General features: G+C 71.5%; 22 protein-coding genes. 3 read left to right on the forward strand and 19 right to left on the reverse strand.

The window, feature by feature from the left end:
* Positions 1–123: 123 nt before the first annotated feature.
* From ACF1AG_RS28835 to ACF1AG_RS28855, 5 genes are all read right to left on the reverse strand, one after another.
* Positions 124–1,059, reverse strand: a complete 936-nt coding sequence (locus tag ACF1AG_RS28835; protein WP_387796692.1) for a LysR family transcriptional regulator — start codon at positions 1,057–1,059, stop codon at positions 124–126.
* Positions 1,060–1,111: 52 nt separating this feature from the next.
* Positions 1,112–1,840, reverse strand: a complete 729-nt coding sequence (locus tag ACF1AG_RS28840; RefSeq protein WP_387796690.1) for a helical backbone metal receptor — start codon at positions 1,838–1,840, stop codon at positions 1,112–1,114.
* Positions 1,837–2,409, reverse strand: coding sequence for an XRE family transcriptional regulator (locus tag ACF1AG_RS28845; protein ID WP_359600849.1), 573 nt, complete (start codon positions 2,407–2,409; stop codon positions 1,837–1,839). The genes ACF1AG_RS28840 and ACF1AG_RS28845 overlap by 4 nt, the downstream gene beginning before the upstream one ends.
* Before the next feature lie 408 nt (positions 2,410–2,817).
* A complete protein-coding gene (locus tag ACF1AG_RS28850) occupies positions 2,818–5,439 on the reverse strand; it encodes an ABC transporter permease/substrate binding protein (protein WP_387796688.1) in 2,622 nt (873 codons plus the stop codon).
* Positions 5,432–6,517, reverse strand: coding sequence for a glycine betaine/L-proline ABC transporter ATP-binding protein (locus ACF1AG_RS28855; protein ID WP_359600847.1), 1,086 nt, complete (start codon positions 6,515–6,517; stop codon positions 5,432–5,434). Before ACF1AG_RS28855 ends, ACF1AG_RS28850 begins: the two co-directional genes overlap by 8 nt.
* A 226-nt stretch (positions 6,518–6,743) precedes the next feature.
* Between ACF1AG_RS28855 and ACF1AG_RS28860 the strand changes: the two genes are divergently transcribed.
* The 3 genes from ACF1AG_RS28860 (at position 6,744) to ACF1AG_RS28870 (ending at position 9,684) form a co-directional block, all read left to right on the forward strand.
* Positions 6,744–7,673, forward strand: coding sequence for a 5'-3' exonuclease (locus ACF1AG_RS28860; RefSeq protein WP_359600869.1), 930 nt, complete (start codon positions 6,744–6,746; stop codon positions 7,671–7,673).
* 41 nt (positions 7,674–7,714) lie between these two features.
* Positions 7,715–8,557, forward strand: coding sequence for a siderophore-interacting protein (locus ACF1AG_RS28865; RefSeq protein ID WP_387796686.1), 843 nt, complete (start codon positions 7,715–7,717; stop codon positions 8,555–8,557).
* Positions 8,558–8,730: 173 nt separating this feature from the next.
* Entirely contained in the window at positions 8,731–9,684 is a 954-nt protein-coding gene (locus ACF1AG_RS28870; RefSeq protein WP_387796684.1) for an RluA family pseudouridine synthase, read from the forward strand.
* Here the strand turns inward: ACF1AG_RS28870 and ACF1AG_RS28875 are convergent.
* From ACF1AG_RS28875 to ACF1AG_RS28940, 14 genes are all read right to left on the reverse strand, one after another.
* A complete protein-coding gene (locus ACF1AG_RS28875) occupies positions 9,678–11,273 on the reverse strand; it encodes a cytochrome P450 (protein ID WP_359600844.1) in 1,596 nt (531 codons plus the stop codon). The genes ACF1AG_RS28870 and ACF1AG_RS28875 overlap by 7 nt on opposite strands.
* A 151-nt stretch (positions 11,274–11,424) precedes the next feature.
* Positions 11,425–12,045, reverse strand: a complete 621-nt coding sequence (locus ACF1AG_RS28880) for an ATP/GTP-binding protein (protein WP_359600843.1) — start codon at positions 12,043–12,045, stop codon at positions 11,425–11,427.
* Positions 12,026–12,436: a DUF742 domain-containing protein gene (locus ACF1AG_RS28885; protein WP_391810618.1), complete on the reverse strand. Its 411-nt coding sequence runs from the start codon at positions 12,434–12,436 to the stop codon at positions 12,026–12,028. The genes ACF1AG_RS28880 and ACF1AG_RS28885 overlap by 20 nt, the downstream gene beginning before the upstream one ends.
* Positions 12,433–12,840, reverse strand: coding sequence for a roadblock/LC7 domain-containing protein (locus ACF1AG_RS28890; protein WP_006132309.1), 408 nt, complete (start codon positions 12,838–12,840; stop codon positions 12,433–12,435). Before ACF1AG_RS28890 ends, ACF1AG_RS28885 begins: the two co-directional genes overlap by 4 nt.
* Positions 12,837–14,444: a sensor histidine kinase gene (locus ACF1AG_RS28895; RefSeq protein ID WP_387796682.1), complete on the reverse strand. Its 1,608-nt coding sequence runs from the start codon at positions 14,442–14,444 to the stop codon at positions 12,837–12,839. Before ACF1AG_RS28895 ends, ACF1AG_RS28890 begins: the two co-directional genes overlap by 4 nt.
* A gap of 409 nt (positions 14,445–14,853) precedes the next feature.
* A complete protein-coding gene (locus ACF1AG_RS28900) occupies positions 14,854–17,712 on the reverse strand; it encodes a DEAD/DEAH box helicase (RefSeq protein WP_391810619.1) in 2,859 nt (952 codons plus the stop codon).
* A gap of 37 nt (positions 17,713–17,749) precedes the next feature.
* Positions 17,750–18,640 (reverse strand): diacylglycerol kinase, encoded by an 891-nt coding sequence (locus tag ACF1AG_RS28905; RefSeq protein WP_359600840.1) that lies wholly within the window; start codon positions 18,638–18,640, stop codon positions 17,750–17,752.
* A 31-nt stretch (positions 18,641–18,671) separates the two neighbouring features.
* Complete coding sequence (tatC, locus tag ACF1AG_RS28910; RefSeq protein ID WP_359752523.1) at positions 18,672–19,541, reverse strand: twin-arginine translocase subunit TatC; 870 nt, start codon at positions 19,539–19,541, stop codon at positions 18,672–18,674.
* 95 nt (positions 19,542–19,636) lie between these two features.
* On the reverse strand, positions 19,637–19,918 hold the full coding sequence (gene tatA / locus ACF1AG_RS28915; protein ID WP_033274976.1) for a Sec-independent protein translocase subunit TatA: 282 nt from the start codon (positions 19,916–19,918) through the stop codon (positions 19,637–19,639).
* Positions 19,919–20,173: 255 nt separating this feature from the next.
* Positions 20,174–20,368, reverse strand: a complete 195-nt coding sequence (locus ACF1AG_RS28920; RefSeq protein WP_359600838.1) for a hypothetical protein — start codon at positions 20,366–20,368, stop codon at positions 20,174–20,176.
* Between the two features lie 9 nt (positions 20,369–20,377).
* The gene (locus tag ACF1AG_RS28925) at positions 20,378–20,638 is read right to left on the reverse strand and encodes a hypothetical protein (protein WP_359600837.1); all 261 of its coding nucleotides are present in this window, start codon (positions 20,636–20,638) and stop codon (positions 20,378–20,380) included.
* A 64-nt stretch (positions 20,639–20,702) separates the two neighbouring features.
* Positions 20,703–21,698, reverse strand: a complete 996-nt coding sequence (locus tag ACF1AG_RS28930; protein ID WP_086704625.1) for a YafY family protein — start codon at positions 21,696–21,698, stop codon at positions 20,703–20,705.
* An 18-nt stretch (positions 21,699–21,716) separates the two neighbouring features.
* Entirely contained in the window at positions 21,717–22,670 is a 954-nt protein-coding gene (locus tag ACF1AG_RS28935) for a YafY family protein (RefSeq protein WP_279328232.1), read from the reverse strand.
* Positions 22,671–22,793: 123 nt separating this feature from the next.
* Positions 22,794–23,165 (reverse strand): FKBP-type peptidyl-prolyl cis-trans isomerase, encoded by a 372-nt coding sequence (locus ACF1AG_RS28940; RefSeq protein ID WP_359600836.1) that lies wholly within the window; start codon positions 23,163–23,165, stop codon positions 22,794–22,796.
* Between the last annotated feature and the right edge of the window lie 7 nt (positions 23,166–23,172).

A 23,172-nucleotide genomic window follows, 5' to 3' on the forward strand; every position in this document is an offset into this window, starting at 1 on the left:
GGCAGCCCAGGGCACGGGTCGCCTCCCCATGGCGGACGGCAGCCCAGGCACAGGCCGCCCCCCATCAGCGGACGGCAGCCCGGACACCGGTCGCCCCCCATCAGCGGGCGCGAGCCCGGTTCTTCAGCTGCGCGTCAGCGACAGCAGTTCCCGTGCCGGTCCCGTGGGGCGGTGGCCCGTGGGCCAGACCGCGCGTAGGTCGCGGGCCAGAGCGACCGAACGGACCGGTATCCGGACCAGGCGCCGCATCCCCAGCTCCTCCCCCACCGCCAGTTCGCTCAGCACCGCCGGTCCCGCGCCGCCGACCGCCGCCGCCTTCACCGCCGTCGTCGAGGACAGCTCGATCAGCGGGCGGGCGAGTCCGCCGAGCGCCGCGTCCAGCACCTGCCGGGTGCCCGAGCCCTCCTCCCGCAGGACGAGCGGCGTGGCCGCCAGTTCCTCCGCCGCCAGGGGGCGTCTGCGGCGGGCCCAGGGGTGCGAGGGGGCGGTGACGACGACCAGCCGGTCGTGGGCGATCACCGTGGAGTCGAGTCCGGACGGCACCGTCAGCCCTTCCACGAAGCCGAGGTCCGCCTCCCCCGCCAGCAGCCGCTCCGCGACCGCCGTCGAGTTGCCGGCGAGCAGGGACACCGCCGTGTCGGGCCGCTGCGCGCGCAGCGCGACGAGCCACCCCGGCAACAGGTACTCGGCGATCGTCATGCTCGCCGCGACCCGCAGGCGCGAGTCCCTGCGGTCACGCAACGCCTGCGCGCCCGCGTCGAACGCCTCGGCCGCCTCGACGATCCGCCGGGCCCAGTCCGTGACCAGGGCGCCCGCGTCGGTGAGCCGGGACCCGCGGGGCGAGCGGTCGACGAGGGCGACGCCGAGCTGCCGTTCCATCGACCGGATCCGGCTGCTCGCGGCGGGCTGGGTGATCCCCAGCTCCCGCGCGGCCCGGCCCAGACTCCCCACCCGCGCCACGGCGAGCAGCAGCTCGAGCGCGCCGAGGTCGGGCACCCGGTGCCCGAGCGAACCGCCGTTTCCGGACCGTTCGCCGCCGTGACCTTCCGTCCTGCTCATAAGCCCAGCTTATGCAACGCGCGGCACACGCCCGCCGCTCGAGCACCGGCCGTCAGGCGCGAGCCTCCCGCAACGCCCGCCCCAGTACATCCGGCGCCTCCGACAACGACGGGCCGTACCAGGTGAGATGGCGTCCGCCGACCAGGGCGCACGGGAGTGCGGGGAAGGCTTCAGGACCGTCGTCGGCGGTGAAGCGGTACGGCTCGTCGGGGAGGACGACCAGATCCGGCCGAGCCGCGCGCAACTCGTCGAGCGGGACGCGCGGATACCGTTCGGAGTGGTCCGCGTACAGATTGTGTACGCCGAGCCGGGACAGCAGGTCGCCCGCGAACGTGTCGCGGCCGAGCACCATCCAGGGGCGGCGCCAGATGGGGACGACCGCCGTGCGCGGCTCCGGGAACAGCGGCGGCGTCTCCCACGCCGCCTCCGCCGCGTCCAGCCAGCCGGGCCGGCTCCGCACCCCGCACGCGGTCAGGACGCGGTCCAGTTCGGCGAGGGCCTGCGGCAGGGTCCGTACGTGGGTGACCAGGACGCCGAGGCCCGCCGCGCGCAGGGCGTCGAGGTCCGGCGGCCGGTTCTCCTCCTCGTTGGCGATCACCAGGTCGGGGGCCAGTTCGGCGATCCGGTCGGTCTTCGGGTTCTTGGTACCGCCGATGCGGGGCACGTCCAGACCGGGCGGATGCGTGCACCAGTCGGTGGCCGCGATCAGGGCACCGGGCGCCGACGCCGCCACGGCCTCGGTGAGCGAGGGGACGAGGGAGACCACGCGTGGGGTGCTCATCGGGGCGGCTTGGTGTCCCGCAGCGCCTCGATGTGCTCGGCGACGGCGACGACCAGCAGCCGGGTCTCCGGCACCGTGGCCCGCCAGCGGTGCCGTACGCCGCCGGTGAGGTAGAGGGTGTCGCCGCGGCCGAGCCGATAGGCGCGCCCCTCCGCCTCGATCTCCACGGCGCCCTCGGCGACGTACATCAACTGGTCGTTGCGGAACTGCAGTTCACGTCCGGCGTCGTGGTCGCCGGTGAACTCCTGGGCGTGCATCTGGTGGTGGCCGCGGACCAGGGACCGCACCCGCGGCTCCGCCCACTCCTCGGTTCCCTCGGCGCGCACGACGTCCACGCTGCACGCCGGGTCGGCGGCGGCGAGCAGTTCGACCGCGGTGGTGCGCAGCGCGTCGGCGAGCTTCTCCAGGGAGGTCTGGCTGGGACGCGCGCGCTCGTTCTCGATCTGGCTGAGGAACGGGACCGACAGACCGCTGCGCTCGGCCACGACGGCGAGGGTGAGGTCCAGCGTGCGGCGTCGCCGCCGCACGGCCGCGCCCACCCGCAAGGGCTGTTCTTTGTGGTCGCCCATCGCTCCGGCTCCCTCCTTCGCCGCTCGTCGCACCCGACCGCCGAGGTTCCGGCGCTCTTCCCTTGCTGAGTTGTCTGCACCCTACGCATGTTCGGCAAACCGTTTCAGGCGCCTGTCACGTCGCCTCCCTCGGCGGCCGGTACGGACCTCACAGTTCACGCCAGCCGCCCGCCGGGGCCCTTCGGCACACCTCGCACGCGAAAGGGGGTGTTCCCGCCATTGTTCACCGTGTTCGCCAGAAGGTCACGGGGAAGTCGGGGGACGTTCGGGGAGGGGTTCACGCTCTGCGGTTGTCCGGATTCTTACGGTGGCGGGGGGCGGCTCCGGACGGCGCGAGGGGCGGGTCCGGGCGCCCCTGGGGGACGCTCCGGGACCCGCCCCTCGCAGGACGTGACCGGTGGAACGGCGCTACTGCGGCGTCATCCGCTCCACCATGTCCGGGTGCTCCTCGAGCCAGGCGGCGACGGCCTCCTCCTCGTGTCCCTGGCCGCGGTTCTTGATCTCCGCCTCCAGGGACCCGAGCTCCTCCTCGCTCATGTGGAAGCCCTTGATCCACTTGGTGAGCTGCGGGTACTGCTCGGGGAACTTCTTGCTCGCGATGGTGTGAATGGTGTTGCTGGCGCCCCAGGCACGCTTCGGGTCCGCGAGCTTGGTCAGTTCGTAGTCGTTGTACGCCCAGTGCGGCGACCAGAGCGTGACCGCGACCGGCTTCTTCATGGCGTAGGAGCGCTTGAGCTCGGCCAGCATCGCCGGCGAGGAGCCGTCGACGACCTTGTACTCCTTGTCCAGGCCGTAGGCGGGCAGCACCTTGTTCTTCAGGATGTCCATCTGGCCGGTGCCGGGCTCGATGCCGATGATCCGCCCGCCGAACAGGTCGGCCTTGCCCTTGAGGTCCGCCAGGGACTTGACGTCCTTGACGTAGGACGGGACGGAGATCTCCAGCGACACCGGTTCGTACCAGGTTCCGAGGTCGGTGAGTTTGTCCTTGTTCGGCTCGTAGAAGTTCTTCTGCGAGTGCGGCAGCCACGCGTCGAAGTTGAGGTCGATGTCCCCGGACGCGAGGCCGGTGTAGACCGGGCCGACCTCCATCTGCTTGAGGTTCAGCTTGTAACCGCGCCGCTCCAGGACGTTCTTCCACAGGTAGGTGACGGCGACGTCCTCCTCCCACGGGAACCACGCCACGTCCAGGGCGCGCTTCGCCTCGGCGGGGGTGTCGCCGCCCGAACCGGACTTCACGGGGGCCAGCTTGTCGACGACGTCCGGGTTGTCCTTCAGCCAGGCACGCACGGCGTCCTGCTGACGGCCCTTGCCGGCCCTGTTGATCTCGGCCTCCAGGCCGGTGAGTTCCTTCTCGCTCATCGAGAAGTCCTTCAGCCACTGCCCGACGACCGGGTTCTCACCGGCGAAGCCCTTGCGGGACACCAGGTGCACCGCGTCGCCCTCGCCCCAGGAGCCCTTGGGGTCCTTCAGCTTCTTCAGGTCGTAGTCGCTGTACGCCCAGTGCGGCGACCAGAGCGTGACGACGACCGGTTCCTTCTTGCTGTAGGCGCGCTTCAGTTCGGCCAGCATCGCCGGGGTGGAGCTGTCGACGACCTTGTACTCCTTGTCGAGGCCGTAGGCGGGCAGCACCTTGCTCTTCAGCAGGCCCATCATGCCGGCGCTGGACTCGATGCCGGTGATCTTCCCGCCGAAGGTGGCGGCCTTGCCCTTCAGGTCCTCGAGGGAGTCGACGTCCTTCATGTACGCGGGGACGGACAGCTCCAGGGTCGTCTCCTCGTACCAGGTGCCGAGGTCGTCGAGCCGGTCGCCGTACTTCTTCCAGTACTCCGCGTGCGTGGTGGGCAGCCAGGCGTCGGTCTGGAAGTCGACGTCGCCCTGCGCCAGCGCGGTGTAGAGCGGCCCGGCGTCCAGCTGCTTGGCCTCGACCTCGAAGCCGCGCTGCTCGAGGATCTCCTTCCACAGGTACGTGGATGCCACCCCCTCGTCCCAGGGGATGTAGCCGATGCTGATCTTCTTGCCGTCGCCGACGTTCTTGTCGTCCGCGGTGGTGCCGGAGGATCCGCCGGAGCCGCCGAACAGACCCATGCCGCCCGCCACCAGGGCCAGGACGACGATGCCGACCACGGCGACCTGCGGCCGGGGACGGTAGGACCAGATCTTGAGCCCCTGCGCGACGCGCGCCTTGGCGGCCGCGCGGCGGCCCAGCGGTGACACCTGGGTGCCCAGGGCGCTGGTCATGCGGTCCAGGTAGATCGCCAGGATGACGATGGCCAGGCCGGACTCGGCGCCGAGGCCGATGTTCAGCTGGCCGATGGCCTCGATGACGGCGCCGCCGAGCCCGCCGGTGCCGACCATGCCGGCGATCGCCGCCATGGACAGGCCGAGCATGATGACCTGGTTGACGCCCGCCATCACCGTGGGCAGCGCCAGCGGGAGCTGGACGCGCAGCAGGGTGTTGCGGGGCGTGGTGCCGAACGCCTCGGCCGCCTCGACGAGTTCCTTGTCGACCTGCCGGATGCCCAGCTCGGTCATGCGCACGCCGGGGGCGAGCGCGAAGATCAGGGTGGCGACGATGCCGGGGGCGGAACCGGTCCCGAAGAACAGGATCGCCGGGATGAGGTAGATCATCGCGGGCAGCGTCTGCATGAAGTCCAGGATCGGCCGCACGAAGGCGCTGACCCGGTCGGACCGGGCCGCCCAGATCCCCACCGGCACCGAGATCACCAGGGCGATCACGGTGGCGACGAGCACCAGGGACAGCGTCACCATCGAGTCCTCCCACAACTCCATGGAGTCGAGGAAGGCGAAGCCGACGAAGGTGAGGACACCGGCGAGGGTGCCCCGCAGCCAGAAGGCGATGACCGCGAAGATGCCGCAGAGGATCAGCGGCTCCGGGGCCTGGAGGACGGCGTTGACGCCGTCGTAGGCGCCGGTGAAGACGGCCTTGAAGAAGTCGAACAGCCAGGTCAGGTTGTCGAGCAGCCAGTCGACCGAGGTGTTGACCCAGTCGCCGAGCGGGATCCTAGGCATTGGCCATCACCTTCCCGCCCTGGCCCTTGGGACTGTCGCACACCCCGGGGGCCGCCTCCTCGTCGCCGAGGAAGCCGACCAGGCGCTGCCGGGGCACGACGCCGACGAGGTCGCCCTCGTCGACCACGGCCACCGGGTGCGGCACACGCGCGCTGATGGCGCACAGGTCGGTGAAGGACGTGCCGGGCGTGGCGGTCTCGCAGGCGCAGTCGGCCTCGTCGCCGCGCACCTCGGTGTCCATCACGGCCTGGGCGGTGAGCACGCGGGAGCGGTCGACGTCCTGGGTGAAGGACGCCACGTAGTCGTTGGCCGGCCGGATCAGGATGTCCTGAGCGGTGCCGATCTGGACGATGCGACCGTCCCGCATGACGGCGATGCGGTCACCGAGGCGCATGGCCTCGTTGAGGTCGTGGGTGATGAAGACGATGGTCTTCTTCAGCTTCTTCTGCAGCTCGATCAGCTGGTCCTGCATGTCGCGGCGGATCAGCGGGTCGAGGGCGCTGAAGGACTCGTCCATCAGCAGCAGGTCGGCGTCGGTGGCGAGCGCGCGGGCGAGGCCGACGCGCTGCTGCATACCGCCGGACAGCTCGTCGGGCCACGAGTCCTCCCAGCCGGCCAGGCCGCACAGGGCGAGCGCCTCGTCGGCGCGGCGTTCGCGCTCGGCGCGGGGCACGCCCTGCACTTCAAGACCGTAGGCAGCGTTGTCACGGACGCTGCGGTGCGGGAAGAGCGCGAAGTGCTGGAAGACCATGCTGATCTTCCGGGACCTGACGTCCCGCAGCTCGCGGTCGGACAGGGCGGTGAGGTCCTGCCCGTCGAAGCGGACGTGCCCGGCGGTCGGTTCCAGCAGACCGTTCAGCATCCGCAGCAGGGTCGACTTGCCGGATCCCGAGAGGCCCATGACGACGAAGATCTCGCCCGGCTCCACGGAGAAGGACGCGTCGATGACGGCGGCGGTGACGCCGTCGGACCGTAGCTCCTCGCGGTCCGCCGTGTTGTTGCGCAGTCGTTCGACTGCCTGGTCCGGTCGTCTGCCGAACACCTTGAACAGATGCTCGGCCTCAAGCCTTGATGACACACGTACCTCTCGTCTCGGCGACAGATGCCGGAGCGATGCGGCGGACCGAGGGCCCACGACAGGTTGAAGCAGCAACCGGCATCGTTCCGCCGCCGCGCCTCCCCGGAATCGAACGGCGCAAACTTTTCGTGTGCTGCCTCACAGATGTGGCGCAGGGCGCAACACGTCGCGCGGAGGGCCACACGGGCGCGCCGCCACGCCGGTGCTGTCGGTGGGGTGGGGCATGATGCGGGACGTGACCGGACTGATGCTTCTCGACACCGCCTCCCTCTACTTCCGCGCCTACTTCGGCGTCCCGGAGTCCGTCAAGGCGCCGGACGGCACGCCGGTGAACGCCGTGCGCGGGCTGCTGGACTTCGTCGACCGCCTGGTCAAGGACCACCGGCCGGAGCGCCTGGTCGCCTGCATGGACGCCGACTGGCGCCCGCAGTGGCGGGTGGACCTGATCCCCTCGTACAAGGCGCACCGCGTCGCCGAGGAGCAGGAGACGGGTCCGGACGTGGAGGAGGTGCCGGACACGCTGTCGCCGCAGGTGCCGGTGATCGAGGAGGTGCTCGACGCGCTGGGCATCGCCCGGGTGGGCGTCGCCGGGTACGAGGCGGACGACGTGATCGGCACGTTCACCGCGCGGGCGGACGGCCCGGTCGACATCGTCACCGGCGACCGCGACCTGTACCAGCTGGTGGACGACGCGCGCGGGGTGCGCGTGCTGTACCCGGTGAAGGGCGTCGGCACGCTGCAGGTCACGGACGAGGCGGCGCTGCGCGCGAAGTATGGGGTGGACGGCAAGGGGTACGCGGATCTGGCGCTGCTGCGCGGCGACCCGAGCGACGGCCTGCCGGGCGTGCCCGGCATCGGGGAGAAGACGGCGGCCAAGCTGCTGGCCGAGTTCACGGACCTGGCCGGGATCCTGGCGGCCGTGGACGACCCGCGGTCGAAGCTCACGCCGACGCAGCGCAGGCGTCTGGACGAGGCGCGGCCGTATCTCGCGGTGGCGCCGAAGGTCGTCCGGGTCGCGGACGACGTCCCCGTCCCGGACGTCGACACGGCCCTGCCGCGCGCCCCGCGCGACCCGGCCGCCGTGGAGTCCCTGGCCGCGCGCTGGGGCCTGGGCGGCTCGGTGACCCGCCTGTTGGCGACTCTCGCGGAGCGGTAGGTGCTAACTTAGGCATACCTAACCGCGATTGGGAGGTCCTCATGGCAGAGCGACCGGCACGCGCGCCGCGCATCCCGCACACCGGCGTGGTCGTCCGCACCGAGCGGCTGACCCCGCACATGCAGCGCGTGGTGCTGGGCGGCGAGGGCCTCGCCCGCGTCTCGGCGGACACCTGCACCGACCACTACGTCAAACTGCTGTTCCCGGCGCCGGGTGCGGTCTACCCGGAGCCCTTCGACCTGGAGCGGATCCGTGCGGAGTTCCCGCGCGCGCAGTGGCCGGTGACCCGGACGTACACGATCCGTCACTGGGACCCCGAACACCGTGAGCTGACCCTCGACTTCGTGATCCACGGCGACGAGGGTCTGGCCGGCCCCTGGGCGATCAACGCCCGCCCCGGCGACGTGGTCCACTTCCTCGGCCCCGGCGGCGCCTACGCCCCCGACCCGGCCGCCGACTGGCACCTCCTGGCCGGCGACGAGAGCGCGCTGCCCGCCATCGCACGCGCCCTCGAATCGCTCCCGCAGGGCGCCCGCGCGGTCGCCCTGCTGGAGATCGCGGGCCCGGATGAGGAACAGAAGATCGACTCCGACGTGGAGATCCGCTGGCTGCACCGCGGCGACCGCAGGGTCGGTGAGGCACTGGCGGAGGCCGTCCACGCCCTCGAGTGGCCCGAGGGCCGTGTCCACGCCTTCGTCCACGGGGAGGCCCATTTCGTGAAGGAACTCCGCCGGCTCCTCCGCGTGGACCGCGCGATCCCCCGCGAGGACCTCTCCATCTCCGGCTACTGGCGCCTGGGCCACAACGAGGACGGCTGGCAGGCCTCCAAGAGGGAATGGAACGCCCGCATCGAGGCGGAACAGGAGAACAAGCCCGTTTCGTAGACGCCCCTCAGGGACGACACCTTCAGGGGCGCGGGGAACTGCGCGCTCGCCCCCCACCGGGGCGAAGCATGAGCACGCACAGCACCACGCCCAGGGGCGAAGGGAACTGCGCACCCGACCCCCACCGGCCCGCGCCCGGCAGGCACCCCCGCACCCCCGTACCCTTGCCCCACGTGAGACGCCGACGCACCCCCGCCCCTCCCCCACCCCTGCCGCAACGCGACGGCGTGGACCCGGTCCGGGTACGTCTCCCCGCGAACGGCCCGGGCGCGACCGTACGCGAGCACCTGGTCCGACGCCTCTCCGCGCCGTCCGCCCAGCTCGACGCCATGTTCACCGCAGGTGAGATCGTCGGCGCGGACGGCCGCCCCGTCCCCCCGGACACCCCCTACGCCCCCGGCCTCACCGTGTGGTTCCACCGCGACATGCCCGAGGAGCCCTCCGTCCCCTTCCCCCTGCACGTGGTGCACCAGGACGGCCACCTCGTCGTCGCGGACAAACCCCACTTCCTGGCCACCACTCCCCGCGGCAGCCACGTCCGCCAGACGGCTCTCGCCCGCCTCCGCCACGAACTCGGCCTGCCGCACCTGACGGCCGCGCACCGCCTCGACCGCCTCACGGCGGGACTTGTGCTGTTCACCGTGCGCCCCGAGGAGCGCGGCGCGTACCAGACGCTGTTCCGCGACCGCCGGGTGCACAAGGAGTACGAGGCCGTCGCTCGCTACGACCCGGCCCTGGACCTGCCCCGCACCGTCCGCAGCCGGATCGTCAAAGAACGCGGACAGCTGACCGCACGAGAGGTCGAGGGCGAACCGAACGCGGAAACCCGCGTAGCGCTTACCGCTCGCAGGGAGGACGGCCTGGCCCGGTACCGGCTCCTGCCCGGCACCGGCCAGACCCACCAGCTCCGGGTGCACATGAGCGCCCTGGGGGTGCCGATCCTGGGCGACCCCCTCTACCCCGAGGTGACCGCGCCGGTCCCGGCCGGCGACTTCCGGCGCCCGCTGCAACTGCTGGCGCGGGAACTGACGTTCACGGACCCGCTGACGGGCGAGGAACGCCGGTTCACCAGCGGCCGGGCGCTCGAGGCGTGGGCCTCGTACGACACCTGGGCGGCGGATCAGTAGCCGCGCCACCACCGCAGGAACCGCTGCCAGGCGCCCTTGGGCGGCTCGGGCCGTGCGAGTGGCGGCGGCACGGGCGCGGCGGCCGGGATCGGCCCGGCGTCCGGGGCCCCGCCGACATCCGCACCCGTCACACCCGCTTCCGCGCCCGCTCCCCCCACGGGAGCACCCACGGAAGCGGACGCACCCACAGGAGCGGGCGCAGCGGCAGGAGCGGGCGCCTGCCGCTGCACCCCTCCGATCTGCCAGTCGTACGCCGCGGGCGACCCGGCTCCGACCTCGTGGCTCGGCGCCTGCGTGATCTCCTGCTGCGGCCGCGGCGTGAAGTGCACCGGCAGTGACACCAGATGGCGCGAGGCGATCGACTCGGTGAAGGTCAGCTCCTCCTCGTCGCAGCTCAGCTCCACGTCCGGCAGCCGCATCAGCAGGGCGTCGACGCCGATCTCCGCGATGACACGGCCGATGTCCTGGCCGGGGCACTCGTGGGTGCCGCCGCCGAACGCGAGGTGGGAGCGGTTGCCCTGCATGTCGGCGGTCGGGTCGGGGCGGACCCGCGGGTCGACGTTGGCCGGGGCGGGCGCGAACAGCAGCCCGTCGCCCTTGCGGATGCGCTGCCCGCCCAGCTCGGTGTCCTGCTTGGCGTAGTAGGCGAAGATGGTGCTGAACGGCGGTTCGTCCCAGAGGAGTTGCTCCACCGCCTGGGGCACGGTCATCTGGCCGCCGTTGAGCTGCGACCGGAAGCGCGGGTCGATCAGCACCTGACGCAGCACGTTGGCGAGCAGGTTCGCCGTGGCCTCGTAGGCGGCGATCAGCACCACCCGCAGGTGCTGGCTGACCTCCTCGTCGGACAGCCCGGCCGGGTGGCCGACGAGGTGGCCGGTGAAGTCGTCCCGGGGTTCCTTCCGGCGGCGGGCGGTGAGGCGGTTGAGTGCCTCCATCACGTAGGCGTTGCTCGCGATGGCGGTCTCGGTGCCGCGGATCATGTCGCGGGCCGCCTGCACCATGCGGTCGTCGTACTCGTCGGGCATGCCGAGGACGTGGCACATCACGGCCATCGGGAGGTGCTCGGCGTACTCGCTGACCAGCTCGGCCTCGCCGGCCTCGCAGAACCGGTTGACGACCCGCTGGACGCTGCGGTTGACGTACCGGCGCAGGCTGCGGAAGTCGGTGGCGGAGACCGCGGTGTCGATGGCGCCGCGCCAGCGCCGGTGCTGCTCCCCCTCGTTGTGGGCGCACATCGGCTGCCAGGCGATGTGCGGCATCAGGGGGTGGTCGGGCTTGACCAGGCCGTCGCGGAGCACGGACCAGATGCGGCTGTCCTTGGTGAACTGACCCGGACTGCGCACCAGTTGCTGGCTCTCGGCGTGGCCGAGCACCACCCACAGCGGTAGGTCGTCGTGGATGAGCACGGGCGCCACCGGGCCGTGCTCCTCGCGCAGCTGCTCGTAGAGCTTCTTGAGGTCGTCCGACTCGTGGAGCCGGGCGAGTCCGCCGGGGCCCGGGCCGTGCGCGGGGCATCCGGGGGGCGGTCCGGGCCGGGCGTCGTCACCGGACGGGCGGTCCGGCGTCTGGGAGTGGGATTCAGGCGTCACTGTGGTCGCTCCGAAAGGGGGAGAGCCTAGAAGGTCCGGGAAGGGGGATGGTCCCGCACGTCAGAGGGCACACCCGTCATGTGGACGAGGTGGGCACACCCGTCATGTGTACGGGCGCTTCGGGCGGGCGGGCGTCATGTCGACGAGGCCCTCAGGTGAGCGAACCCGTCATCGCGAGCGAGTGCAGGAACCGCATCAGCGTCATCAGCACGTCACGGCTGGAGGCACGGCGCCGCACGTCGCAGTCCACGATCGGGATCATCTCCGACAGGTCGAGCGCGGCCCGCAGGTCGGCGACCGGGTAACGGGGAGCGTCCGGGAAGGAGTTGACGGCGACGACGAACGGCACGCCGCGTTCCTCCAGGCGGCCCATGACGTCGAAGCTGACCTCGAGGCGGCGCGTGTCGACCAGCACGACCGCGCCGAGCGCGCCTTCGAACAGGCCGTTCCACAGGAACCAGAAGCGTTCCTGGCCCGGCGTGCCGAACAGGTACAGCACCAGCTCGTCGGTGACCCTGATGCGGCCGAAGTCCATGGCGACGGTGGTGGCCGTCTTGGACGCGGAGCCGTAGTTGTCGTCGACCCCGATGCCGGCCTGCGTCATGGTCTCCTCGGTGGTCAGCGGTTTGATCTCGCTGACCGAGCCGACCATGGTGGTCTTGCCGACCCCGAACCCGCCGACGATCACGATCTTCACCGCGGACTGCGCCGTGTGAGGCAGCTGGTCCTCGGCACGTGGGCCCGGGACGGTGTCAGAGCCTTTGAAGTCCATGCATCACCGCTTCGAGAAGGGAACGGTCCGGGAGCGCCTTGCGGACGATCGGGGAGCGCGCCTGGACCAGTTTCGCCGTCAGCAGTTCGGTGATCAGCACGGTCACCACGCTGAACGGCAGACTGAGGTAGGCCGACAGCTCGGCCACGGACAGGGGGGCGACGCAGAGCCGGAGCAGCGCCGCCTGCTCGGGGGTGGCCGAGGGCGGAGGGTCGGGGGAACGCGCCACGATCAGCGTGACCAGGTCGATGTCGGCGCGCTTGCCGTCCGGTCCCGCGACGACGTACAGCCGCTCCGGGTTGCCGCCCTCGCCCTCCTTCCGGGCCGGGGCGGCCGGCTGCGCGAGGGTGCCCTGCCCGGGAGTGCGCCTCTGGCGTTGGGGAGGAGTCATACGGTCTGCCCGTTCCGTCGGGGCGGACTGGTCAGATGGGCCCCGATGCGGACGACGAGGTCGCGCATCATGCCGCCCATGCGGCCGGGTTCGCAGGTCATGTCGGAGAGCACCGCGAGGTAGGCGTTGGCTCCGGCCGCCATCAAGTAGAAGTAGCCCTCGTCGATCTCGATGAGCACCATCTTCATCTCGCCGTCGCCGTGCGGGAGTTCCTGTGCGACGGCGGCGGCGAGGCTCTGCACGCCGGCGCAGGCGGCGGCGACCCGGTCGGCCGCGTCCGGCTCTCCGCCGTAGCGGGCGATGCGCAGGCCGTCGGCGGAGAGCACCACGATCATCTCGACGCCGGGTACGCCGTCGGCCAGCTCCTTGAGCATCCAGTCGAAGTTGGCTCGTTGCTGGATCACTTGAGGTCCCCCTCGTCCTCGGCCTCGGTGCGGGCCGGTTCGTTGATGAGATGCAGGTAGGCGGTCGGGTTCCGGGTGAAGTCCGTGGGGTGGACGTCCGGGTCGAGGTCCTTCTTCAGTCCCTCCCAGAAGGCGTCGACCCACAGCCCGGGTTCGCGGTCGTTCTGCTTCTTCTCGGGCTCGGCCGCGGCCCAGATGTCGTGGTACTCCTCACCGCGCTCCTTGGCCTCGCGCTCGGCGCGCTCGGCGGCGGCCTGCTCGGCGTAGCGCTGGGCGAGCGGCGTCTTGACGCGGCTGCGGCGCTGCGGGAGGCCGCCCGCGGTCCACTCGGTGACCTCGGGGACGTCGTCCTCCACGGCGGCCGTCTCGGGGATGCGGGGGCTGGTGGGGCGGCGCGTCTTGGGGGCGCGCTGCGGGCCGGGGAGGGCGTCGACGGGGCGGGGCACGGCGGTGGCTCCGATGCCGTGGGCGAGGCCGACGCCGGGCTCGTCGGTGATCATCTCGCTGGGGACGATCAGGACGGCGCGGACGCCGCCGTAGGCGGAGGCGCGCAGCGACACCTGCATGTTGAACTGGGTGCACAGGCGGCCGACGACGGCGAGGCCGAGGCGCGGGTTGCCGCCGATCTCCTGGAGGTCGACGCCTCGCTGGGCGCGGTCGAGGATGCCCTCGATGCGGGCGCGGGCCTGCTCGTCGAGGCTGACGCCCGCGTCCTCGATCTCGATGGCGACGCCGGTCTGCACCTCGGTCGCGGTGACGCTGACCTTGCTGGTGGGTGGCGAGTAGCGGGTGGCGTTGTCGAGGAGTTCGGCGGCGGCGTGGATGACCGGCTCGACGTAGATGCCCTTGATGTTGATCTTGGCGATCGACTTCAGGTCGATACGGCGGTACTCGAGGATGCGGGACATGGCGCCGCGCAGCACGCTGTAGAGCGCGACCGGCTTGGGCCACTGGCGTCCGGGGCGGCCGCCGCCGAGGACGGAGATGGAGTCGGCGAGGCGGCCGATCAGCGCGGTGCCGTGGTCGATGCGCAGGAGGTCGTCGAAGACCTCGGGGTTCCGGCCGTGGTCCTCCTCCATCTCCCTCAGTTCCTTGGCCTGCTGGTGGACGATGGCCTGGACGCGGCGGGCGATGGAGACGAAGGAACGCTGCGAGGAGTCACGCAGGTTCTCCTCGTCGTCGATGATCTTCAGAACCTTGCGCAGCAGCACCTGCTGGTACTTGGGGAGGTCCCGCCAGGACGGGTTGAGCCGCGGCAGGGCGCGCATGACCTCGTCCGGCTCGTTGCCGGCGTGCAGATGGTCGAGGCAGGCGGGGAAGACCTGCTGGATGAAGTACTCGGTCTCCGTGTCGTGGGCGGCGATCCGCGCCTCCAGATGCGCACGGTGACGTTCGTGCTCGGCGCGCGCCTCCCGCAGTACACGGCCGCGGCGCACCGCCTCGGTCGCGGTGGCGGCCACCAGCAGGGTGGCTACCGCACCGCACACGCCGACGGCGATCCGGGCGGGCTCCGTCACCAGGGCGACGGCGGCTCCGGTCGCCGCGGCCATCACTATGGCCGGCAGCAACAGCACGCGTGCGTAGGGAAGTTGGACACTCGCCATGTGAGCCCTCTGAAGCGTATCGACTGACGGTCGGGAACGTGCACATAAGGGAACAGGCGCACGAATTCATCTCAACTCGGTGCGCTGCGGGCGAGCTTAGTCCGACGGGATCATCGCCATGTCATATTCAGCAACTGCCGGCAACGACCCCCGGGCAGGAGTACGCTCGGGGCCATTTGCACAGTCGGACACGAATCGAACACTCCGCGTCACGACGCACAGGCGTGCGACGGCCACTCACTGTCACGGGTGAACCGGGCCCTCGGAGCGGCGGTCCACGCTCTCCCGGAGGCCCTTCCATCCCTTCCCGCGCACGCCGCGGGTGATGCGGCCGCACGAGGGCGCGCACAGTGCAGAAGCCCGGCGCGCGAGGGGCGCACCGGGCTTCCGGGGACAGTGTCGAGCGGGGTCAGCCCACGGACGAGTAGGCCACCACCCCGCGCAGCAGACCGTCCACGGCCTTGCGGGCGTTCTTCGCGACGGTCGAGCCCTCGGAGACCGGGGCGGCCGCGGAGATCTGCCCCAGCACGTCGATGACCTGCTTGCACCAGCGCACGAAGTCGCCGGCCGGCATCTCCGCCTCGCGCAGCACCTCGTCCAGTCCCTTGCCGGAGGCCCACATGAAGGCGGCCCAGGCGAAGCCCAGGTCGGGCTCGCGCTGGCCCACGCCCTCGGTCTGGCTGATGCGGAAGTCCTCCTCCAGCGCGTCCAGCCGGCCCCAGATGCGGACCATCTCGCCGAGCGCGGCCTTCGCATTGCCCGAGGGCAGCTTGGGCGCCGTGGCGTCGTCGGCGACCCGCGACTCGTACACCAGCGCCGAGACGCACGCGGCGAGCTCGGCGGGGCCGAGGCCCTCCCAGACCCGCTCGCGCAGGCATTCGCTGGCCAGCAGGTCGAGTTCGCCGTACAGCCGGGCCAACCGCTTGCCGTGCTCGGTGACCTCGTCGCCGCGCAGGTAGTCCATCTCCGTCAGCAGCGCGACGATCCGGTCGAAGGTGCGGGCGATGGTGTTCGTCCGCCCCTCGATGCGCCGCTCCAGCTGCGAGGTGTCCCGCAGCAGCCGGTGGTAGCGCTCCGCCCAGCGGGCGTGGTCCTCGCGGTCCTGGCAGCCGTGGCACGGGTGCGCCCGCAGTACCTTGCGCAGCCGCGCGATCTCCCGGTCGTCGGCCGCAGGGGCGCGGTTCTTCCGGTGCCGGTCCGGCACGATGTGGCCGGCCTTGGTGCGCAGCGCGGAGGCGAGGTCCCGGCGGGACTGCGGGGAGCGCGGGTTGAAGGACTTCGGGATCCGCATCCGCTCCAGCGCCTCCACGGGCACCGGGAAGTCGATCGACGCCAGCCGCTTCACCTGCCGCTCGGCGGTCAGCACCAGCGGCCGCGGACCGTCGTGGTACTCCACGCCCCGGTGGCCGTTGGTCCGGCCGGCGGGCAGCCCCGGGTCGAGCACCAGCGCCAGCCCTGCGTACTTGCCGGTGGGCACGTGGATGACGTCACCGGGCCTGAGCTTCTCCAGCGCGACAGCCGCCTCGGCGCGCCGCTGCACCTGACCCTGGCGGGCCAGCTCGTTCTCCCGGTCCTTCAGCTCCCGGCGCAGCCGCGCGTACTCCTCGAAGTCACCGAGGTGGCAGGTCATCGAGGCCTTGTAGCCCTCGAGCCCCTCCTCGTTGCGCTGCACCTGCCGCGAGATGCCTACGACCGACTTGTCCGCCTGGAACTGCGCGAACGACGTCTCCAGCAGCTCCCGCGAGCGGTGCCGCCCGAACTGCTCGACCAGGTTGACCGCCATGTTGTACGACGGCTTGAAGCTGGAGCGCAGCGGATACGTGCGCGTGCCGGCCAGTCCCGCGAGGTGGTCGGGGTTCATCCCGCGCTGCCAGAGCACCACGGCGTGACCCTCGACGTCGATGCCACGGCGGCCCGCCCGGCCGGTCAGCTGGGTGTACTCGCCGGGGGTGATGTCGGCGTGCTGCTCGCCGTTCCACTTGACGAGCTTCTCCAGCACCACCGAGCGCGCGGGCATGTTGATGCCCAGAGCCAGGGTCTCGGTCGCGAACACGGCCTTCACCAGACCGCGCACGAACAGCTCCTCGACGACCTCCTTGAAGGTCGGCAGCATGCCCGCGTGGTGCGCGGCTATGCCCCGCTCGAGGCCCTCCAGCCACTCGTAGTAGCCGAGGACGTGCAGGTCCTCCGGCGGAATGGAGGCTGTCCGCTCCTCGACCAGGTCACGGACCCGGGCCCGCGCCTCGTCGTCGTTGAGCCGCAGGCCCGCGTACAGGCACTGCTGCACCGCGGCCTCGCAGGCGGCCCTGCTGAAGATGAACGTGATGGCGGGCAGCAGGCCCTCGGCGTCGAGCCGCTCGATGACCTCCGGCCGGCCCGGCGTCCACACGCGCGAGCGCTGTCTGCGCTCCCGCTCGCGGTCCGCCTCCCGCATGCCGTTGCGGCCCCGGCGGCGATCACCCCAGGACGGGCGGCTCGCCTCCAGTCGGGCCATGCGCGTCAGGTCGGGGTTGACGGCCTTCTTGTGGCCCTCCCCCTCCTCGAACAGGTCGTACATCCGTCGGCCGGCCAGCACGTGCTGGAACAGCGGCACGGGCCGGTGCTCGGAGACGATCACCTCGGTGTCGCCGCGGACGGTGTCCAGCCAGTCGCCGAACTCCTCGGCGTTGGACACGGTCGCCGAGAGGGAGACCAGTGTCACCGACTCCGGGAGGTGGATGATCACTTCCTCCCAGACGGCGCCCCGGAAGCGGTCGGAGAGGTAATGCACCTCGTCCATCACCACGTAGCCGAGGCCGAGGAGGGTCTGAGACCCGGCATACAGCATGTTCCGCAGGACCTCGGTGGTCATCACGACCACGGGCGCCTCGGAGTTGACGCTGTTGTCACCGGTGAGCAAGCCCACCTTGTCGGTGCCGTAGCGGCGGCACAGGTCGGCGTACTTCTGGTTCGACAGCGCCTTGATGGGCGTCGTGTAGAAGCACTTCTTGCCCTCCTGGAGGGCGAGGTGGACGGCGAACTCGCCGACGATCGTCTTGCCGGATCCGGTGGGGGCGGCGACCAGCACGCCCTTCCCGGCCTCCAGGGCCCGGCAGGCCTCCACCTGGAAGGGGTCGAGGCCGAAGTCGTACATCTCGCGGAAGGAGGCGAGCGAGGTGGCCTGCTCGGCAGCGCGCCTGCGTGCTGCCGCGTACCGCTCGGCCGGTGAGAGGTCCTCTGTCATCGTGCTTTCGAGCGTACCGGGCCGCACCGACAACGTGACGATCATTATCCCGATCCGCCACGTGAGGTGCGGCGACGTCCGCTCAGGGCCCGACGACCCGGACCGCTCCCGGCACGCAGGTGGCGGTCAGCGGCAGCGGTCCGACGTACTCGCCGTCCGCGTAGCCGGTGACGTCCTCGGCGGCCAGCTCCACGCTCGCCGCCCGCATCACGGTCACCACGGGGTGGTCGACGTGCGTCCCCTTGTAGACCCGCGGGAACACGCGCAGCAGCGTGGCCCGGCTGCACTCGCCGACCACCGTGATGTCGAACAGCCCGTCGGTGAGATCGGCGCCCGGGCATATCCGCATGCCCCCGCCGTAGGACGGCCCGTTCCCCACGGCCACCAGCGTCGCCTCGACCTCGCGGACCTCGCCGCCGTCCAGGGTGATCCGGTAGGGCAGCGGCCGGAAGGCGGCCAGCTCGGCGACCATCGCCACGTCGTACTTCAAGCGGCCGAGGGGGACGCGCATCCGGTTGCCCCGGTCGTTGACGCGGGAGTCGAAGCCGGAGGCGAGCACGGCCCCGAACCAGCGGTCGCCGATCCGGCCGAGGTCGACGTCACGGGAGCGCCCGCTCTTGAGCGCGTCGGCGATCATCCGGCCTGACGTGGCGGGTTCGCGCAGCGGCATGCCGAGCGCCCGGGCGAAGTCGTTGCCGGTGCCCGCGGCCACCAGGCCGAAAGGGGTGCCGGTGCCGACGACGGCCTGCAGGGCGAGGTTGGCCATGCCGTCGCCGCCGACGGCGATCAGGGCCCCGGTGCCCTCCTCGACGGCGGTGCGTGCCCGGGACAGCGCGTCCTCGGGGCCGTCGCCCGTCACGGCGCGGACGTGGAATCCGGCGTCGCGCAGCGCGGCGGCGGCCGTCCGCGCCGCGCGGGCGCCCCGGCCGCCGCCCGCGGTGGGGTTCACGAAGAGGGTGATCTCGCTGGTCACGGGAGCGACCCTACGAGGTGCGGGACCGTCCTCAGGTCACGTCGTCATAACCGTTGACGCGGTCCCGGGAGGTCTGCTCGGGCAGCGCCGTGACCGGCTCGGCCGGTTCGACCGCTTCCGGGGTGTGGTCGAGTTCGGAGGCCTCGTCGTCGGAGGGGCCCTGGGACTCCTTGCGGGCGCGCCGTCTGTCGTTCATCAGCGAGAAGCCCACGGCGAAGAAGAAGAGGACGATGATCGGCACGGACAGCGCGAGCATGCCCACCGGGTCGGTGGTGGGCGTCGCGACGGCGCCGAAGACGAAGACGCCCATGACGACACCGCGCCACCAGCCGAGCATCCGGCGGCCGGTGACGATGCCGACCATGTTCAGCATGACCAGCAGAAGCGGGAGCTCGAAGGCCAGTCCGAAGATCAGCACCATGCGGATGGTGAAGTCGAGGACCTCGTCGAGCGACAGGATGTTCGCCGATCCCCCGGGCGTGAGACTGAGCAGCACCTTGATGCTGACCGGGAGGATGACGTACGAGAGAAGGGCGCCGCCGGCGAACAGCGGCACCGCGGCCGCGGTGAAGGCGTAGGTGTACTTCTTCTCGTGCCGGTGCAGACCGGGGGCGACGAAGGCCCACAGCTGGTACAGCCAGACCGGGCTCGAGACGACCAGGCCCGCCATGAGGCTCACCTTGATCGTCGTGGTGAACGGCGACGTCAGCGTGTTGAACGACACGATGGCGCAGTTGCCGCCGTCGCTGTTCGTGAAGTCGTCGCACTTGGGCACCGGCTCGGCCAGGAACTGCATGAGCTGTTCGCTGTAGAACGCGGCGACGACCGACACCACGACGATCGCGAGCACGGCCTTGGCCAGGCGGTTGCGCAACTCACGCAGGTGTTCCACGAGAGGCATGCGCCCCTCGGGATCCCTCTGCTGCTGTTTGCGGGCAGACTTGAGCAACCCACGTTCCCATCTCGTGCGGCGGGCCGGAGGTCACCGGCCCTGCGTCAGCGCTTGGTCGTGTCCGTCGGCTCGGTGACCGGGCGGGAGCTGGTCACGTCGCCGGGGGCGGCCTGGATGGTGCGCTGCGCCGGGGGCTGCTCGTCGGTCGCCGGCGGGTCGGCCGGAGCGGAGGACTTGTTGTCCTCCTTCATCGCCTTCGCCTCGCTCTTCAGGATGCGGGCGGACTTGCCGAGCGACCGCGCCATGTCGGGAAGCTTCTTCGCACCGAACAGCAGGATGATGACGACGAGGATCAGAATGATCTCGGTAGGTCCGAGCCGTCCCATAAGTCTTTACCTTCTCACCGAGGCGGGTGGGTGGGAGCTGTCCGACCGGTCGGACATGCGTCCGAAGGACGGTGCAGACAGCGATCGTAACGCCCAGAGGTAAACGTCCGGCAATCCCTGTGCGTACTCCCGTCCGCGGCCCGTGCCTCGTTCCCCGGGCCGCGATCAGCAGCGTACCTGCCGGGCCCCGGCCCGTGACAGGGCGGCGACGGCGGCCGTCCGGACGGCCGCGACCAGGCCGGCGCCGACCGCGGGTTACAGGGCCTCCGCCGAGCGGGCCGTGCTCGTCGCCGCGCGCTCCAGGTCCTCGGCCGCGCGACCGATGCGCAGGGCGGAGTCCGCGACCTGCCTGCCGAGGCGCTCCGCCTCGACGAACACCCGGACGGCGAGCACTGCGAGCACCAACAGCCCCAGGAATCCCAGGGCCACGGCGAACATCGGCCAGAACATGGGTCGAGCCTAGACGGTCGAGTGCAGTCGGAGCGTACGCACCCCGCCGCCGGTGAGCAGCTCGACGATCCGCTCCCCCGCGGGCTTGCGGACGGCGGCCCCGCACTCGGGGCAGGTGAAGGAGTAGAACGTGGTGCGGCTGCTGGCTCCGATGGCGAGGCGCAGTGCGCTCGCGGAGAGTTCGAAGCGCTCCCGGCAGTCCGGGCAGCCCGCCCGGAACATCACCGGGGCCACGTTCGTCATCCCGGCGAACGCGGACGCCGCCGTCATGCCCCGTGCCCCTGTGGTCGCCGACTCGCTCAAAGCCCTCGCTCCTGACTGTCGTCCTGCCCGGTCATCCCGCCGCCCCGGCCCCGTCGTACGCCGCCAGCGCCTCACGGGCCGCCCGGCGGGCGCTCTCGGCCAGCTCCTGCGGCTCCACGATGCGCCCGTCACGGCCGAGCCGCAGCGCCAGCCGCTTCAGCGACGCGGGGTCGGGGGTGCGCAGGGTGATACGCAGTCCGCCGTCCGGAAGCTCATCGGCGCTGTCGTGCGGGTAGTACTCGGCGACCCAGCGCCCGCCCGGCCCGACCTCGACGACCACCTCCGGGTCCTCGGCCGCGGGCTGCACCAGCCCTTCGGACAGGTCACGCAGCTCCACCTCGGGCGGCGCGGACGGCTCGTCGAGGATCTTGATCTCGGCGACCCGGTCCAGCCGGAAGGTGCGGCGCGCCTCGGAGCGGCGGCACCACGCCTCGACGTAGGTGTGCCCGACGCTCACCAGGCGGATGGGGTCGATCTCCCGCTCGGTGACCTCGTCGCGGGCGGGTGAGTAGTAGCGGATCCACAGCCGTCGGCGCTCTGCGATGGCCCGGTCGACGTCCGCGAAGACTCCGCCCTCGGACTCGAAGGTCACCGAGAGCCGGGAGCTGGCGCCGGCCGTCTCGCCGGCCGCGGTCTCCACCTTGGCGGTGGCCCGCAGCAGCGCCTGACGGTCGCTCTCGCGCAGTCCCGGCAGCGTGGCCACGGCACGGGCGGCGACGAGCAGCGCGGTCGCCTCGTCGGCGGCCAGGCGCAGCGGCTCGGCCGCGTCGGCGCCCAGGGCGGCCGGGTTGTGCCACCAGATACGCTCGCCGTCGGTGTCGATGTCCAGCAGGTCGCCGCCGCGGAAGCTGGTGCCGCACATGGGCAGCACGTCGAGGTCGGAGACCAGTTCGTCCTCGGTGATGCCGAAGGCGCGCGCGACGTCCTCGATGCGGGCGCCGGGGCGCTCGCGCAGATACGTCACCAGGGACAGCATCCGCCGGGTCTGGTCGATGGCGTTCACGGGCCTGACCGGTTTGCCTGCCACGTTGTCGTCCGCTCCCCCTCAGCCCTTGGCCACGGCACGCAGCCGGTCCACCACGTCGGCCCGCAGTTCCTCGGGCTCCAGCACCACCACGTCGGGTCCGAACTCCACCAGCCAGGCGTCCAGTCCGTGCCCGTACGGGATCTCCAACTCGTCCCAGCCGTCGCCGAGTTCCCGCACCGAGGTGGCCTTGGCCCGGAGCGGGAAGCCGGCGTCGGAGCGCAGCCGGATGCGCGCGGAGCGGTCGGCGGTCTCCCCGGCCCAGCTCGCGACGGTCTCCCGCACGGTGACGACGTCCGGCACCGGCACGGAGAACCGGCCGGCGCGCGAGCGCACCTTGCCGGTGATCCGGGAGAGCCGGAAGACCCGCTCGGCGCCGCGGTCACGGTCCCAGCCGGCCAGGTACCAGTGGCCGCGCCAGCACTCCAGCGCCCACGGCTCGACGTGCCGCTGCTCGGGCTGGGCGGCGTTGGCCTTGCGGTAGTCGAAGACGACCGGGCGGCGGTCGCGGCAGGCGAGCATCAGCGGCTCGAACGCGGCCTCGTGCACCGGGATGCGCGGCTCCAGCGCGCCGTGTGCGCCGTACGGGTCGACGTCCTCGGGGAGTCCGGCCGCCCGCAGCTTCTGCAGGGCGCCGGAGGCCGCGCCGGCCAGCCGGGCCTGCTGCCACACCTTCGCGGCGAGCCCGAGGGCGGCGGCCTCCTCGGCGTCCAGGGTGATGGGCGGCAGCCGGTTGCTGTCACGGCGGGCGAGGTAGCCCGTCTCGCCCTCGAGGTTCTCGACGGTCTCGATGACCAGTCCGAGTTCGCGCAGATCGTCCTTGTCGCGCTCGAACATGCGGTTGAAGGAGTCGTCGGAGCCCGCCTCGAGGTACGCCTCGATGGACTCGCGCAGTTCGCGCTTGGTGAGCGGCCGCCGCGTCCCGAGCAGACACAGCGCCAGATTCATCAGCCGCTCGGCCTTGGCAATGGCCATCGACGCGCTTCGCCTCCCTATGGTGCTTACGACCGATGACCGTACCGCCCCGGGGTGGCGTGGTGAAAGCCGAGGGCCCGTGCCCGGACAGGCACGGACCCTCGGCGATCGACTCCGGTCGGATCAGACGCCGAGCAGGTCGACCACGAAGATCAGGGTCTCACCGGGCTGGATCGCCGGGGTGGGGCTCTGGTTGCCGTAGGCGAGGTGGGCCGGGATGGTCAGCTGGCGGCGGCCGCCGACCTTCATGCCCTGCACGCCCTTGTCCCAGCCCGCGATGACCCGGCCCGCGCCCAGCGGGAAGCGGAAGGGGGTACCGCGGTTCCAGCTGGCGTCGAACTCCTCGCCGGTGCTGAAGGCGACACCCACGTAGTGGACGGTGACGGTGTGACCCGCCTTCGCCTCCTCGCCGTCGCCCTCCCAGATGTCCTTGATCTCGAGGTCCGCCGGGGGCTCGCCGCCCGGGAAGTCGATCTCGGGCTTGTCGATGCTCACGTCTTCA

The sequence above is a fragment of the Streptomyces sp. NPDC014764 genome, assembly GCF_043082785.1.
Lineage (GTDB): Bacteria > Actinomycetota > Actinomycetes > Streptomycetales > Streptomycetaceae > Streptomyces > Streptomyces althioticus.